13 protein-coding genes are annotated in these 16,096 nt (G+C 58.0%); all 13 read right to left on the minus strand.

Annotated elements, in window-relative coordinates; translation table 11 throughout:
* Positions 1-2 precede the first annotated feature (2 nt).
* Complete coding sequence (gene nuoM, locus I6G83_RS22990) at positions 3-1,532, minus strand: NADH-quinone oxidoreductase subunit M (RefSeq protein WP_015673149.1); 1,530 nt, start codon at positions 1,530-1,532, stop codon at positions 3-5.
* A 97-nt stretch (positions 1,533-1,629) separates the two neighbouring features.
* Positions 1,630-3,477, minus strand: coding sequence for an NADH-quinone oxidoreductase subunit L (nuoL, locus tag I6G83_RS22995; RefSeq protein WP_054305597.1), 1,848 nt, complete (start codon positions 3,475-3,477; stop codon positions 1,630-1,632).
* Positions 3,474-3,776 (minus strand): NADH-quinone oxidoreductase subunit NuoK, encoded by a 303-nt coding sequence (gene nuoK, locus I6G83_RS23000; RefSeq protein WP_004960562.1) that lies wholly within the window; start codon positions 3,774-3,776, stop codon positions 3,474-3,476. Before nuoK ends, nuoL begins: the two co-directional genes overlap by 4 nt.
* Complete coding sequence (gene nuoJ, locus I6G83_RS23005) at positions 3,773-4,333, minus strand: NADH-quinone oxidoreductase subunit J (protein ID WP_015673151.1); 561 nt, start codon at positions 4,331-4,333, stop codon at positions 3,773-3,775. Before nuoJ ends, nuoK begins: the two co-directional genes overlap by 4 nt.
* Before the next feature lie 13 nt (positions 4,334-4,346).
* Complete coding sequence (nuoI, locus tag I6G83_RS23010) at positions 4,347-4,889, minus strand: NADH-quinone oxidoreductase subunit NuoI (RefSeq protein WP_015673152.1); 543 nt, start codon at positions 4,887-4,889, stop codon at positions 4,347-4,349.
* Between the two features lie 14 nt (positions 4,890-4,903).
* On the minus strand, positions 4,904-5,881 hold the full coding sequence (gene nuoH / locus I6G83_RS23015; protein WP_054305596.1) for an NADH-quinone oxidoreductase subunit NuoH: 978 nt from the start codon (positions 5,879-5,881) through the stop codon (positions 4,904-4,906).
* Positions 5,878-8,613, minus strand: coding sequence for an NADH-quinone oxidoreductase subunit NuoG (gene nuoG / locus I6G83_RS23020; protein WP_102025018.1), 2,736 nt, complete (start codon positions 8,611-8,613; stop codon positions 5,878-5,880). Before nuoG ends, nuoH begins: the two co-directional genes overlap by 4 nt.
* A gap of 123 nt (positions 8,614-8,736) precedes the next feature.
* Positions 8,737-10,080, minus strand: coding sequence for an NADH-quinone oxidoreductase subunit NuoF (gene nuoF, locus I6G83_RS23025; RefSeq protein WP_099050067.1), 1,344 nt, complete (start codon positions 10,078-10,080; stop codon positions 8,737-8,739).
* Positions 10,080-10,631: an NADH-quinone oxidoreductase subunit NuoE gene (gene nuoE, locus I6G83_RS23030; protein WP_015673156.1), complete on the minus strand. Its 552-nt coding sequence runs from the start codon at positions 10,629-10,631 to the stop codon at positions 10,080-10,082. Before nuoE ends, nuoF begins: the two co-directional genes overlap by 1 nt.
* A 2-nt stretch (positions 10,632-10,633) precedes the next feature.
* The gene (gene nuoC / locus I6G83_RS23035) at positions 10,634-12,430 is read right to left on the minus strand and encodes an NADH-quinone oxidoreductase subunit C/D (RefSeq protein ID WP_015673157.1); all 1,797 of its coding nucleotides are present in this window, start codon (positions 12,428-12,430) and stop codon (positions 10,634-10,636) included.
* Between the two features lie 96 nt (positions 12,431-12,526).
* The gene (locus I6G83_RS23040) at positions 12,527-13,201 is read right to left on the minus strand and encodes a NuoB/complex I 20 kDa subunit family protein (protein ID WP_015673158.1); all 675 of its coding nucleotides are present in this window, start codon (positions 13,199-13,201) and stop codon (positions 12,527-12,529) included.
* 29 nt (positions 13,202-13,230) lie between these two features.
* A complete protein-coding gene (gene nuoA, locus I6G83_RS23045; protein WP_015673159.1) occupies positions 13,231-13,668 on the minus strand; it encodes an NADH-quinone oxidoreductase subunit NuoA in 438 nt (145 codons plus the stop codon).
* 715 nt (positions 13,669-14,383) lie between these two features.
* Positions 14,384-15,307 (minus strand): transcriptional regulator LrhA, encoded by a 924-nt coding sequence (gene lrhA / locus I6G83_RS23050; RefSeq protein WP_054305595.1) that lies wholly within the window; start codon positions 15,305-15,307, stop codon positions 14,384-14,386.
* Positions 15,308-16,096: the final 789 nt, after the last annotated feature.

The raw sequence follows: 16,096 nt of genomic DNA on the forward strand, positions 1-16,096 counted from the left end.
AATTACGGCCTTGTTGTTGAAATTGCAGAAACTGACGAACCAAACCAGTGTTGCACGTTGCTCATTGCGGCAGCAGAGGTATCCAGAATCGGCTGCGGATACACGCCCAGCAGCACCAGCAGTACCACCAGCAGCAGAATGATGAACAGTTCGCGTGCGGTCATGCCCGGCAACGGCTGGTCAGATTTTGGCGTGCCGTAATAGGCGCGCTGCATCATGATCAGCGAGTAAACCGAAGCAAACACCAGACCGAAGGTAGAGATCACGGTGATCACCGGCACCACCTGGAAGCTGCCGAACAGGATCATAAATTCGCCGACGAAGTTACCGGTGCCCGGCATCCCCAGCGTAGCGACCGCGAAGAACAGCGACAGCGCGGGAATGTATTTGATACGTCCCCACAGACCGCCCATCTGGCGCATATCACGGGTATGCAGACGCTCATACAGCTGGCCGCAGATAATGAACATACCGGCCGCGGACAGGCCGTGCGCAATCATCTGAATCACCGCGCCCTGGTAAGCCAGCTGGCTGCCGGTGTAGATGGCAATCAGCACGAAGCCCATGTGGGACACCGAGGTGTAAGCGATCAGGCGCTTGATATCGGTCTGCGCGAACGCCATCCAGGCGCCGTAGAAGATGCCGATAACGCCCAGCCACATGGCGATCGGTGCAAACTCGGCGGAGGTTTCCGGGAACAGCGGCAGGCTGAAACGCAGCAGGCCGTAGGCCGCGGTTTTCAACAGAATGCCCGCGAGGTCAACGGAACCGGCGGTCGGCGCCTGGCTGTGCGCGTCCGGCAGCCAGCCATGCAGCGGCACCACCGGCATTTTCACCGCAAAGGCGATGAAGAAGCCCAGCATCAGCAGGTATTCCACGTTGTGCGACATCGGCGTTTTCAGCAGATCTTCATAGCTGAAGGTCCAGACGCCGGTGGCGTTGTAGTGCACGAAGACCAGGCCCAGAATCGCAATCAGCATCACCAGACCGCTGGCCTGGGTATAGATGAAGAACTTGGTGGCCGCGGTGATGCGGGTTTTACCGTCCGACGCCTTGTGGCCCCACAGCGCGATCAGGAAGTACATCGGCACCAACATCATTTCCCAGAAGAAGAAGAACAGGAACATGTCGATAGCGAGGAACACGCCGATAACACCGCCCAGGATCCACAGCAGGTTCAGGTGGAAGAACCCCTGATACTTCTGAATTTCACGCCAGGAACAGAGGATCGCCAGCACGCCCAGCAGGCCGGTCAGCACCACCATCAGCAGCGACAGACCGTCCAGCGCCAGGTGAATGTTGATGCCGAAGCGCGGGATCCACGAGCGCAGGTACTCTTCCTGCCACTGCGGAATGCCCTGCGGCGTGGTCAAGGTATAGCCGCCCTGCAGCCACAGTTGCAGCGAGAGCGCCAGTGTCAGCCCCATTGTAATCAACGCGATCCAGCGCGGCACCTTGGTGCCGAAACGCTCGAACTGCCAGCTCAGCAGGCCGCCGATAAAGGGGATAAGAATTAGCCAAGGTAATAGCATGGCGTTTTGTGTCCCTAATATGAATAATCTAAAACATTTATCTGGCCCTTGAGCATCAAGGGCCGAACCCGAAATTACGTCTGTTTAAATTATTCAGTTAAACCAAAATCAACAGCGCCAATACGACCACTGCACCCACACCCATAGACGCGATATACCAGCGCACCTGTCCGTTTTCACTGACCGTCAGACCGCGGTTGCCCCAGCGGGAGAACACCGCCGGAATGTTCATCAGGCTGTTCAGCGGATCGCTTTGCAGCAGACGCGCGACGCCCAGATAAGGTTTGACGAACACTTTGTCATACAGCCAGTCGAAGCCCCAGGCATGGAACCACCAGGTCGAGAAGAAACGGCCCGGCGCGCTGGCGGCCACGCTGCTGACCAGGCGACGTTTGCCCAGCCACAGCGCCGCAGCCAGCAGAATGCCGATAACCGCCACCACACCGGAGGTGATTTCAAGCTGCAGCACGCTGCCGTGCGCCAGTTCGGTCGTCGCCGGCAGTACGCCCTGCAGCGGCGGCACAATCATCGCGCCGACGAAGGTGGACAGCACCAGCAGAACCAGCAGCGGCAGATGGTGAGTGATGCCCTTGCCCGCATGCGCTTTAATCTGCTCTTTACCGTGGAACACGATGAAGATCATGCGGAAGGTATACAGTGAGGTCATAAACGCGCCGACCAGACCGGCGATCATCAGGTTGATATGGCCGTTGGCCATCGCCCCGGCCAGGATCTCATCCTTACTGAAGAAGCCGGCGGTCAACAGCGGCAGCGCCGACAGCGCCGCGCCGCCCACCAGGAAGCAGACGTACACCAGCGGAATGCTCTTACGCAGGCCGCCCATCTTGAAGATGTTCTGCTCGTGGTGGCAGGCCAGGATCACCGAACCGGACGACAGGAACAGCAGCGCCTTGAAGAACGCGTGGGTCATCAGGTGGAAGATCGCCGCGTCCCAGGCCTGTACGCCCAGCGCCAGGAACATATAGCCGATCTGGCTCATGGTGGAGTAGGCCAGCACGCGTTTGATGTCGGTCTGCACCAGCGCGGCGAAGCCGGCCAGCAGCAGGGTTACCGCACCGACGATGCCCACCAGGTTCAGCACTTCCGGCGCCATCAGGAACAGGCCGTGCGTACGGGCAATCAGGTAGACGCCCGCGGTCACCATGGTGGCGGCGTGGATCAGCGCCGATACCGGCGTCGGGCCGGCCATCGCGTCCGCCAGCCAGGTCTGCAGCGGCAGCTGCGCCGATTTACCGACCGCGCCGCCCAGCAGCATCAGGGTCGCCCAGGTAATGGCGGTGTCGCCCATCGCCAGTTTCTGCGGCGCCAGCACCATCAGCTCGCGGAAGTTCAGCGTGCCCAGTTCGTGGTACAGGATAAACAGCGCAAAGGCCAGGAACACGTCGCCCACGCGGGTAACGATAAAGGCTTTCATCGCCGCCGCGCCGTTGGCCGGATCTTTGTAGTAGAAGCCGATCAGCAGGTAGCTGCACAGGCCCACGCCTTCCCAACCCAGGTACATCAGCAGCAGGTTGTCCGCCAGTACCAGAACCACCATGCTGGCGATAAACAGGTTGGTGTAGGCGAAGAAGCGCGAGTAGCCCTCTTCACCGCGCATGTACCAGGAGGCGAACATGTGGATGAAGAAGCCGACGCCGGTGACCACCGACAGCATGGTCAGCGACAGGCCGTCCAGCACCAGCGTCACGTCGATGTTGAAGTTGCCGACCGTCATCCAGGTCCACAGGTGCTGCTCAAACAGCTGTACGCCGGCGGCTTTCTGGCTGAAGAAATCCAGCGCCGCATAAAGGGTGACTACCGCCGCCAGGCCGATAGAACTGACGCCGACGGTCGCCGCCGTATTTTCAGACCAGCGGCCGCGGGAGAACGCCAGCAGCAGGAACCCGATCAGCGGCAGCAGAATAGTTAAATATAATAGGTTCATCCGCGCATCTCACTGACAGTATCAATATTCAGGGTATGACGACGACGATAGAGCTGCAGCAACAGCGCCAGGCCGATACTGGCCTCCGCCGCCGCCAGGCTGATGGCCAGGATATACATCACCTGCCCGTCCGCCTGACCCCAGTAGCTTCCCGCCACGATAAACGCCAACGCCGCGGCGTTGATCATCACTTCCAGACTGATCAGCATAAACAGCAGGTTACGACGGATCAGCAACCCGGTCAGCCCGAGTACGAACAGAATCGCCGCCAGAATCAGCCCATGTTGAAGAGGGATCATGCTTGCTCCTCCGATTTTCTTTTCGCCATTTCGCTGCTCGCCGGGGCGCTGCTCAGCACTTCGCCCGGCTTGTGCTCACGGCCAATATGGAAGGCAACCACCAGACCGGCCAGCAGCAGCATTGAAGCCAGCTCCACCGCCAGGACGTAAGGGCCGAACAGGCTGATGCCGACCGCCTTGGCGTCGACCATCTCGCCGCTGATCCCCTGGTCGGAGACGCTGCGGATGGCGATAACCAGCACCACCAGCAACACCAGCGACATCAGGCCGGGGCCAATCCACACCGACGGCTTCAGCCATTCGCGCTCCTGCTGCTGCACCGCGTTGCCGAGGTTCAGCATCATCACCACGAAGACGAACAGCACCATAATGGCGCCGGCGTAGACGATGATTTCCAGCGCGGCGGCAAAATAGGCGCCCAGTGAGAAAAAGACTGCCGAGATCGCCAACAGTGAGACGATTAAATACAGCAGCGCATGCACAGGATTGGTATGCGAAATCACGCGAAGCGTCGCGAGAATCGCAATCAAACCTGCCAGATAAAATGCAATTTCCATGCTTGCTGGCTCCTTACGGCAACAGGCTTTTCACGTCGATCGGCTTGGCTTCGTTTTCGGCTTCGCCTTTCGCTTTGCCGTCGATCGCCATACCGGCCATCCGGTAGAAGTTATATTCCGGATATTTACCCGGGCCCGAGATCAACAGATCTTCTTTCTCATACACCAGATCCTGGCGCTTGAACTCGCCCAGTTCGAAATCCGGCGTCAGCTGGATTGCGGTGGTCGGGCAGGCTTCTTCGCACAGGCCGCAGAAAATGCAGCGCGAGAAGTTGATGCGGAAGAACTCCGGATACCAGCGGCCGTCTTTCTGCTCTGCCTTTTGCAGCGAAATACAGCCGACCGGGCAGGCAACCGCACACAGGTTACAGGCAACGCAGCGCTCTTCGCCGTCCGGATCGCGCGTCAGCACGATGCGGCCACGGTAGCGCGGCGGCAGGTAAACCTCTTCTTCCGGATACATCCGGGTTTCGCGTTTGGCGAAGGCGTGCATGCCAATCATCCAAATACTGCGTACCTGGGTGCCGAAACCAACCACTAACTCTTTCAATGTCATGGTTTATTCACCCCTTATTGAGCGTTGTACAAAATAACTGCGGCGGTCGCCAGCAGGTTCAGCAGCGTCAGCGGCAGGCAGACTTTCCAGCCGAATGACATCACCTGGTCATAGCGCGGACGCGGCAGCGCGGCGCGGATCAGGATGAACATCATCATGAAGAAGGCCGTTTTCAGCGCGAACCAGATGAACGGCGGCAGGAATGGCCCCTGCCAACCGCCGAAGAACAACGTCACAATCAGGGCGGAAACGGTCACGATGCCGATATATTCCCCCACGAAGAACAGACCGAATTTCATACCGGAATATTCAATGTGGTAGCCGTCGGCCAGCTCCTGCTCCGCTTCCGGCTGGTCAAACGGGTGACGGTGACACACCGCCACGCCGGCAATCGCAAAGGTCACGAAACCAAAGAATTGCGGGATGACATTCCAGACGTGAGCCTGTGATTCAACGATGTCCTGCATGTTGAATGAACCCGCCTGCGCCACAACCCCCATCAGCGACAGGCCGATGAACACTTCGTAGCTCAGGGTTTGCGCCGAGGCACGCATCGCCCCCAACAGCGAGTATTTGTTGTTGCTCGACCAGCCGGCGAACAGCACGGCGTATACCGCCAGGCCGGCCAGCATCAGGAAGAACAGAATACCGATGTTGAGATCGGCCACCGCCCAGGTCGGGCTGACCGGAACGATGGCGAATGCCAGCAGCAAGGAAGTAAAGGCGATCATCGGCGCCAGGGTGAAGATCACCCGGTCGGAGAAGGTCGGAACCCAGTCTTCCTTAAAGAACATTTTGATCATGTCGGCGACCAGCTGCAGCGAGCCGCCCCAGCCGACACGGTTTGGCCCGTAACGGTTCTGGAACAGGCCGAGCAGACGGCGTTCGCCGAAGCTCATGAACGCCCCGCAGGCGACCACGACCAGCAGGATCACGACCGCTTTCAACACGGCGATCAATATTTCGATCACCTCAGGGGTAAACCAGCTCATCGTGCCGCCTCCCGCAGATTTTCAACCTTCGCACCCGCCAGCACCGGCGGGATCCCTGGCAAGCCGAGCGGCAAACCAACCTGGCCCTGGGTCAGGGTTTCACTCAGGCGCACCGGCAGACGCAGCGTCTGGCCCGCACAGCTGAACTCCACCAATGCCCCTTCGTTAACGCCCAGACGCGCGGCGTCGGCCGGGTTAACCATCGCATAGGCCGCCGGCATACGCTGCTGGATCACCTCGGAGCGCTGCGACATTTCGTCGCTGCCGAACAGGTGGTAATACGGCGCCACCTGCCAGCCTTCCGCACGGAATGCGGCCGGCACGTTGGCGAAGTAGCCGAGGCTGCCCTCCCCTGCTTCGATCAGGCGCACGCCCGGATCGCCGTGACGCAGCTTGCCCCCGACCTCGGCCTGGAATTTGTTCCACGCCTGCGGTGAGTTCCAGCCTGGCGACCAGGCGAACGGGATCTGCTGGCGGTCGGCCAGCGGGCTGTTGTTCCCTTCCATGGAGAAGGCGAACATGGTGTCTTTATCCTGCGGCTGACGCGGTTCGTGCACGCTGATATTGGCGCGCATCGCGGTGCGGCCGCTGTAACGGTGCGGTGAACGCGCCAGTTTCTGCCCACGGATGCGGAAGCTGGCGTCCGGCGCGGCATCCTTGATGCCCTGCAGCTGCGGCAGCGCCTCGACGCAGGCTTCGATCACGTCGTCAAGCTGGGTCCAGTCCACGTGGCGGCTGGTGTAGGTGGAGTGCAGCGAGTGCATCCAGCGCCAGCTCTCCAGAATTTCCGTCCGCACGTTGTTTTTGGCGTCGTCGTAGTAAGCCGGATCGTACACCTGGAAGAAGCGCTGCGCGCGGCCTTCCTGGTTAACCAGCGTACCGTCGCTTTCGGCAAAGCTGGCGGCTGACAGAATCAGGCTGGCTTTATCCATAATCGCGGTGCGCTGATGATCGGCCACGATCAGGTTGCTGACCTTGGCGAGTGCGGCGTCGATCTTGTCCGCCGCGGCGTGACGGTACAGATCGTTCTCCATCACGATGGCGGTGTCGGCCTGGCCGCTCGCCAGCTGTTCCAGCGCGCGATCGAGCGAACCGCCGCCGATCATCGCCAGACCCAGGCTGTTGGCGGCGCCGGCCACCAGGGTGATGCCCACCTCGGAACCACGGCCCTTCAGCGCGGTGGCGATGTTGGCCGCCGCTTCGATCATCGCTTCGCTGCCGGCGCTGCTGCCGGTCACGATCAGCGGTTTACGCGCGCCGGTCAGCGCCTGCACGATAATATCGACTTTCTTGTGCAGATCGTCCGTCAGGCCGTCAACCGCCGGCGAAGCCGCGTCCAGCGCGTGCGCGATGGCGAAGCCGAGGCGCGCCTGCTCATCCACCGGTGCACGGTAGTTCCAGGCGGCGATATCATCCAGACGGGTGCTGTCGACGTTGGTGACGAACAGCGGGTATTTGGCATGCTGGCCGATGTTCTGCACCGCCGCGATCTGCCAGTCGGCCACGCGCTGCGCCGCCGCCATCGCCCGGGCTTTGCCTTTCACCGCCTGACGCACCGACAGCGCAATGCGCGCGCCGGTCTGCGTCAGGTCTTCGCCCAGCACCAGCACCGCGTCGTACTCTTCGATTTCACGCAGCGCCGGCGTATGTACGCCGCTGTTTTTCAGCACGTTGAGCATCAGTTCCAGACGCTGCTGTTCCGCCTGCGCGATACCGGTATAGAAGTTCTCGGCGCCGACCAGCTCACGCAGCGCGAAGTTGCTTTCCAGGCTGGCGCGCGGCGAGCCGATGCCGATGGTTTTCTTGGCCTGGCGCAGAATATCCGCCGCCCCTTCCATCGCCTGTTCGGCGTTCAGCGCAATCCAGTCATTGCCGCGCAGCTGCTGCGGCTGACGCGGACGATCCTTCAGGTTGACGTAGCCATAGCCGAAGCGGCCGCGGTCGCACAGGAAGTAGTGGTTTACGCTGCCGTTGTAACGGTTTTCGATACGGCGCAGCTCGCCATAGCGCTCGCCCGGGCTGGTGTTACAGCCGATGCTGCACTGCTGGCAGATGCTTGGCGCAAACTGCATGTCCCACTTACGGTTGTAGCGTTCGGAGTGGGTTTTGTCGGTAAAGACGCCGGTCGGGCACACTTCCACCAGGTTGCCGGAGAACTCGCTTTCCAGCGTGCCGCTTTCCGGGCGGCCGAAGTAGACGTTGTCGTGCGCGCCGTAGACACCGAAATCGGTGCCGTCGGCATAGTCTTTGTAGTAACGCACGCAGCGGTAGCAGGCGATGCAGCGGTTCATCTCATGGGAGATAAACGGCCCCAGCTCCTGGTTCTGGTGGGTGCGTTTGGTGAAGCGGTAGCGGCGGAAGCTGTGGCCGGTCATTACCGTCATATCCTGCAAATGACAGTTGCCGCCCTCTTCACACACCGGACAGTCGTGCGGGTGGTTGGTCATCAGCCACTCAACCACGCTTTCGCGGAACTGTTTGGCTTCGTCGTCATCGATGGAGATAAAGGTGCCATCAGACGCCGGCGTCATACAGGACATCACCAAACGGCCGCGCGTGTCTTCCGCGTTTTGGTACTGCTTAACCGCACATTGGCGGCAAGCGCCGACGCTTCCCAGCGCCGGGTGCCAGCAAAAGTAAGGAATATCGAGGCCGAGGGAGAGACAGGCCTGCAACAGGTTGTCTGCTCCGTCAACGTCGTATTCTTTGCCGTCTACATGAATCGTAGCCATAGTCAGCATGCTTCCAAATGGCCTGCTTTGCGGCAGGCGTTAATCAAAAATTCTGTTATCCCGCGTATTTTCCGGCGGCGCCATGAGTGGCCGTCCGCGAAATACGCCGGGCTAAAAGCGGGCTTACCAGCGTTGCTTCAACAAGTTGTTGGCCTGAATACCGCCGATGGCATGCGCATTGCTGAAATGCTGTACGGCGATACCGGCTTCAAACTCGTCACGGAAATATTTAATTGCGCTTTGCAGCGGCTCTACGGCGCCCGGCGCGTGTGCGCAGAAGGTTTTACCCGGGCCAAGGAAGCGGCACAGCTGTTCCAGGGTTTCAATATCCCCCGGCTGCCCTTCGCCTTTTTCCAGCGCACGCAGGATTTTCACGCTCCACGGCAGGCCGTCGCGGCACGGCGTACACCAGCCGCAGGACTCGCGTGCGAAGAACTCTTCCAGGTTGCGCACCAGGGAAACCATGCCGATTTCGTGGTCCACCGCCATCGCCAGCGCGGTGCCCAGACGGCTGCCGGCCTTGCCGATCGCGCCGTATTCCATCGGCAGATCGAGGTGGTCGGCGGTCAGGAAGTCGGTCCCCGCCCCGCCCGGCTGCCAGGCTTTGAATTTCAGGCCGTCGCGCATGCCGCCGGCGTAATCTTCCAGAATTTCGCGTGCGGTGGTGCCGAACGGCAGCTCCCAGACGCCCGGGTTTTTCACCCGGCCGGAGAAGCCCATCAGCTTGGTGCCTTTGTCTTCGCTGCCGGAAATGCCGGTGTACCACTCCACGCCGTTGGCCAGAATCGCCGGCACGTTGCACAGCGTTTCCACGTTGTTAACGCAGGTCGGCTTGCCCCAGACGCCGGCGGAGGCCGGGAATGGCGGCTTGGAGCGCGGGTTGGCGCGGCGGCCTTCCAGCGAGTTGATCAGCGCCGTCTCTTCACCGCAGATATAGCGGCCGGCGCCGGTGTGGACGAACAGCTCGAAATCGAAGCCGCTGCCCATAATGTTTTTACCCAGATAGCCCGCTTCGGTGGCTTCGGCGATGGCGCGGCGCAGACGCTCCGCCGCCTCGACGTATTCGCCGCGCAGGAAGATGTAGCCGCGGTAAGCCTTGAGCGCAAAGGCGGAGATCAGCATGCCTTCCACCAGCAGGTGCGGCAGCTGCTCCATCAGCAGGCGGTCCTTATAGGTGCCCGGCTCCATCTCATCGGCGTTGCACAGCAGGTAGCGGATGTTCATGGATTCGTCTTTCGGCATCAGGCTCCACTTCAGACCGGTGGAGAAGCCCGCGCCGCCGCGCCCTTTCAGGCCGGAGTCTTTGACCAGGCTGACGATTTCATCCGGCGCCATGCCTTTGATGGCCTTTTCCGCTCCCGCGTAGCCGTTTTTGCTGCGGTATTCATCCAGCCACACCGGCTGTTTGTCGTCGCGCAAACGCCAGGTCAACGGATGCATCTCGGGAGTGCGTACAATGTCTTTGATCATTGGTACTGCTCCAGCAGATTATCGATATCTTCCGGCTTCAGCTGACTGTGAGTGTCCTCATCAATCATCATGGTCGGCCCTTTGTCGCAGTTGCCCAGACAGCAGGTCGGCAGCAGCGTGAAACGGCCATCGCCGGTGGTTTGACCCGGCTTGATGTTCAGCTTCTTCTCAATCGCGGCCTGAATGCCCTGGTAACCGGTGATGTGACATACCACGCTGTCACAGTAGCGAATCACGTGACGTCCTACCGGCTGACGGAAAATCTGGCTGTAGAACGTGGCAACGCCTTCTACGTCGCTGGCAGGAATGCCCAGCACTTCCGCGATGGCATAAATCGCCCCATCCGGTACCCAGCCGCGCTGCTTCTGCACAATTTTCAGCGCTTCAATGGAAGCGGCGCGCGGATCTTCGTAATGGTGCTTTTCATGCTCAATCGCATCACGCTCCGCTGCACTCAGCTCAAACGCCTCAACGCCGCTCGCTGGCGCGGCCGCGTCGACAGGTTCAGGCACATGGTGACTCACGTGATTATCTTTTTGATCATGCATAGTTAGCGGTCCACATCTGACATTACAAAATCGATACTACCCAGATAGACAATCAGGTCGGAAACCAGGCTGCCGCGGATAACCGACGGGATCTGCTGCAGGTGCGCAAAGCTTGGCGTACGTACCCGGGTGCGGTAGCTCATGGTGCTGCCGTCGCTGGTCAGGTAGTAGCTGTTGATCCCTTTGGTGGCTTCAATCATCTGGAATGATTCGTTCGCTGGCATCACCGGGCCCCAGGAAACCTGCAGGAAGTGGGTGATCAGCGTTTCAATGTGCTGCAACGTGCGCTCTTTCGGCGGCGGCGTCGTCAGCGGGTGATCGGCCTTGAACGGGCCTTCCGGCATGTTGTTCAGGCACTGCTCGAGGATGCGCAGGCTCTGGCGCAGCTCCTCGACCTTCAGCATCACGCGGCTGTAGCAGTCGCTGACGCCGTCGCCGACCGGCACGTCAAAGTCAAAGTTTTCATAGCCGGAGTACGGACGCCATTTACGCACGTCAAACTCGATGCCGGTGGCGCGCAGGCCGGCGCCGGTAACGCCCCAGTCCAGCGCGTCTTTGGCGTTATACGCCGCCACGCCGACGGAACGGCCCTTCAGAATGGTGTTTTTCAGCGCCGCCTTGACGTAGGAGTCCAGACGCTTCGGCATCCACTCCAGGAACTCGCGCAGCAGGCGATCCCAGCCGCGCGGCAGGTCATGCGCCACGCCGCCGATGCGGAACCAGGCCGGGTGCATACGGAAACCGGTGATGGCTTCCACCAGGTCATAGATTTTCTGACGGTCGGTGAAGGCGAAGAACACCGGCGTCATGGCGCCGACGTCCTGAATGAAGGTGCTGATATACAGCAGGTGGCTGTTGATGCGGAACAGTTCGGACAGCATCACGCGGATGGTGTCGACGCGCTCAGGCACCTTGATGCCCGCCAGTTTTTCCACCGCCAGCACGTACGGCATTTCGTTAACGCAGCCGCCCAGGTATTCGATACGGTCGGTGTACGGAATGTAGCTGTGCCAGGACTGGCGCTCGCCCATCTTTTCCGCACCGCGGTGGTGGTAGCCGATATCCGGCACGCAGTCGACGATTTCTTCGCCGTCCAGCTGCAGGATAATACGGAAGGCGCCGTGCGCCGACGGGTGGTTCGGGCCGAGGTTGAGGAACATGTAGTCCTCGTTCTCGTTGCCGCGCTTCATGCCCCACTCTTCCGGCTTGAAGGTCAGCGACTCCATCTCCAGATCTTCTTTCTGCTTGGTCAGAACGAACGGGTCGAATTCAGTCGCGCGCGCCGGGTAGTCTTTACGCAGCGGGTGGCCTTCCCAGGTCTGCGGCATCATGATGCGCGTCAGGTGCGGGTGGCCGTCGAAGGTGATGCCGAACATCTCCCAGGTCTCACGCTCGTACCAGTTGGCGTTCGGGAACACCTTGGTCGCGGTAGGCACGTGCAGGTCTTTTTCAGACAGCGCCACCTTCAGCATGATATCGCGGTTGCGTTCGATGGAAATCAGATGATAGAAAACAGAAAAATCCGCGGCAGGCAGACCCTGGCGGTGCGTGCGCAGACGCTCGTCAACGCCATGCAGGTCGAACAGCATGACATACGGCTTCGGCTGTTTTCTGAGGAACGTCATTACTTCCAGGAGCTGTTCACGCTTGACCCATACCACGGGCATACCGGTACGCGTTGCTTGAACAGTAAAGGCTTCCGGCCCAAAACGGTTGCGCAGTTCGCCAATCACCGGATCGCCTTGGTGATCGCGGGTTTGCCAGTCAGGCAGAGCGTCGTGCGTCGTTGAATCTGTCATAATATTTTTTCACCACACTGAAGGGTCAAATCGCTGCAAGCTTAACTTTCGCTGTGTTTACCAATAGCGTATTAAGATGGACGTTAAATGAACGTCTTAAACTTCGTCAGGCGTGCGCAGATTGGTGACTGCGATACGCTCGCCGTGCTTGCGTTCTCTTTCCGACTGCATGTTGGCGCGATATACGCCCTGATCGCCAACCACCCACGACAGCGGACGACGCTCTTTCCCGATGGATTCCTGCAGCAGCAGCAGCGCCTGCATGTAAGCTTCCGGACGCGGCGGACAGCCCGGGATGTACACGTCGACCGGCAGGAACTTGTCCACGCCCTGCACCACGGAATAGATATCGTACATGCCGCCGGAGTTGGCGCAGGCGCCCATGGAGATCACCCATTTCGGCTCAAGCATCTGCTCGTACAGGCGCTGGATGACCGGGGCCATTTTGGTGAAGCAGGTCCCCGCCACCACCATAAAGTCGGCCTGACGCGGGGAAGCGCGCAGCACTTCCGCACCAAAACGCGCAACGTCATGAACGGCGGTAAACGAGGTCACCATCTCCACATAACAGCACGAAAGGCCGAAGTTATACGGCCAAAGAGAGTTTTTACGCCCCCAGTTCACCATGTCATGCAATGCATGTTCGAGTTTACCCATGTAAACCGTGCGGTGAACCTGTTGTTCCAGAGGATCGGCGACGATCTCCTGTTTCTGCAGGGGGTAACGGTCGTTCTCACCGTTCGGGTCTATGCGGGTGAGCGTATAGTCCATCTTAATGCCTCGTTTTTAACCACAAATAACTACTGCGGATGACGGTTGGTGTTAGTGATCGTGCTTGGTTTAACCTGACGCTTGGAGCGAGCAGGCGTCCAGTCCAATGCGCCGATGCGCACCAGATAAACCAGACCGGCCAGTAGCACCAAAATGAAAATGGCGGCTTCGATAAAGCCCACCCAGCCGCTCTCGCGAATCGAGACCGACCAGGCATAGAGATACAAGGCTTCTACATCGAAAATAACGAAGAACATGGCGACCAGATAGAACTTGGCGGACAGGCGCATACGCGCTGAACCGACCGAGTCGATACCGGATTCAAACGGGGTGTTTTTGGCACGCGCACGGGCTCTCCCGCCCAGGAAATACGCGCCCAGCAGCATGAGGCCGCACAGCCCGATGGCCACGACAAGAAATACGGCGAATGCCCAGTGATGAGCGATAACTTCAGTGGTTGTTGACATACTCTTTGCTTACTCATCAAAAGTGGCGTCGAACATTCTGCTCTTATCACGGCAGTTAGCGCACCACATCGATTTAAGGGAAGGATAAATAACCACAAAAAACTAACTGCTATTATTACAATGCGTTAAGCAGCGTTTTTACTGTGGGCTTTTTACTCCTTTCTATAACCTTTTGTCAACTTTGACAAAAGTATCTACACATTAGTTTACATACGTATCATTTAATTAACATTTCATGCGCCAGCTTCCAGGCTAAATCGTGTCAGTCATTTGCTGTGTAGAAACAGATAGATATCAACCAATATGCACATTTCAGTTTTACTATATCATTCTCTCAGGTATTCCCTGTTGTTCCACTCACTACCTAGGGGTATTTTTTTGATCCAGGACACGTTTTCAGCAGAAATCCTCAAAAAAAGTGTGGCTCTTTAACATTTTTCATAAACTACCGCACAAATTTTAACCGCACAGTATGCCCGCAAAATATCCACAGAAAAAACCTGACTTCTCGATTTTCGCACAACGGGGAAAAAAACGCTGAAAAAAATTTTCTTGCCGAAAACGGCCGTGCCGCGGCGGCAAAGAGAAGAACAAATAGAGGTTATAAGAGGAATTAATAACGAAGATACTATAAATAGCAATCTTACTAAAAAAGAGCAAAAAAAAACCTCCGCCGCAGCAGAGGTTTTAGGGTTACGCGACGCGCCGTCCGGCGCTATTCATCGTCATCAACCGCATCTTCTGTAGATGCGGCATTCTGGAAGCTGTAGCTGGTATTGCCCTGCTGAACCGCGCTGAAAATAGCCATCGCCAGCTCGTTTTCACACTGGATATCCTTGCACAGCGTGTATTGCGTCTCCGGCAGCGTCGGCAAACCTTCCGACGCCCCCAGCACGCGCAGATCCGGGCTCATCATCTCCACCGGACGGACGGTAACGCCCAGGCCCGCCTTACAGGCGGTGCGCACCGCCGACAGCGTGGAAGCCACGTAGGCAATACGCCATGGGATCCCGGCCTCGTCCAGATGCTCGATCGCCATCGCGCGGAAAGGACAAGGCTCATCCAGCACCACCAGCGGAATCGGCTCATCCTGCTGGAAATGGTAATCCGCCGCGCAGTACCACAGCGTTGGCGAGGTGCGCAGCACCACGTGCGGGTGCCCGACGGTATCGACGGTGGTAATAGCCAGATCCACCTCGCCGTTATTGAGCATATCCAGCATAAATGGACTACGCTTGACGCGTACGTCTACCGCCAGTTTCGGATAGACGGCGGTTACGCGGTTTAACAGGAACGGTAAAATGGTGTCGGCCGTGTCATCGGAAGCGCCAATGGTGAGCACGCCTTTGATATTGTTAAACATCAACGAGGCGCAGGCTTCATCATTAAAGCGCAATATTTTTCTGGCGTAACCGAGCAGCTGTATGCCATGCTCAGTAAGAAGTTTATTACGACCGTGTCGGGCGAATAACTCTTTGCCTACCAATTGCTCTAATCGCTGCATTTGCTGGCTGACCGCGGACTGAGTACGGCAGACGGCGACGGCCGCTGCGGCAAACGTATTCAGATCGGCAACAGCCACAAAAGTTCTTAGCAGATCGAGGTCGAGATTAAGTATCGGACGATTTGCATTGGTCATAGTGTTTTTCTTCACTTTTTAAATTCTATAATATTTGAAACTACCCTGGTGTATTTCTTTAGGCGCTGTTTAAAAGAACGGCGCCAGGTACGACACTACCCCACTCATAAGTGGAGGGCAAAAAATTCCTTATATTTCGTTACCTCTATCGCCTTTTAGCCTGCAACCTATCGCCGCCGCTTAACTGGCCCGGATGAGCGCATCGCTAATGTGTTGGATGGAAAGGGGGAACAAGAATTTTACTCATTCATCCCGCTGAATTGCCACACTAAACGTGCTTCTTTTTTCTCATATTCGCGCGCTATTTTAACGCAACCGCTCACGAATGCTGAATGTTTATTGCTGAAACAATCGACAAATTTTAAGGATAAACCAATAAATTCAAATGGTAACCAAGATGCCAAGGTGAAAGCCCGTGCAGTTACGCAAATGTTAGCCAAGTCACAAAGTGAAAGCTTTCTAATATAAATATTATTTATATAGCAGTGTGGTGATGAATAACTCATCAAGCTATCAGACTAGTCCGGGAATACCCGCCCATTCAGCATTAAAAGGCGGCACTGTCGCCTGACGACGCCAGACCAACCGCCCCGCTCACGCTGTGCAGCCAGGTTTACGCCCCGAGGCGCCCAACACAATAAAACACCAACAATGAAACCAAACACAGAATTTAACGCCAACAAAAAATTTTAACCAGACTTATCATCGTTAAAATCGCCATTTTAGCCGATCATTTGCACCAAAGGTGTGCGCAGCCCTTCAAAAGCGCAGGTACCAGGAGTACATTGG

It is taken from the genome of Serratia rubidaea (genome assembly GCF_016026735.1).
Taxonomy (GTDB): domain Bacteria; phylum Pseudomonadota; class Gammaproteobacteria; order Enterobacterales; family Enterobacteriaceae; genus Serratia_B; species Serratia_B rubidaea.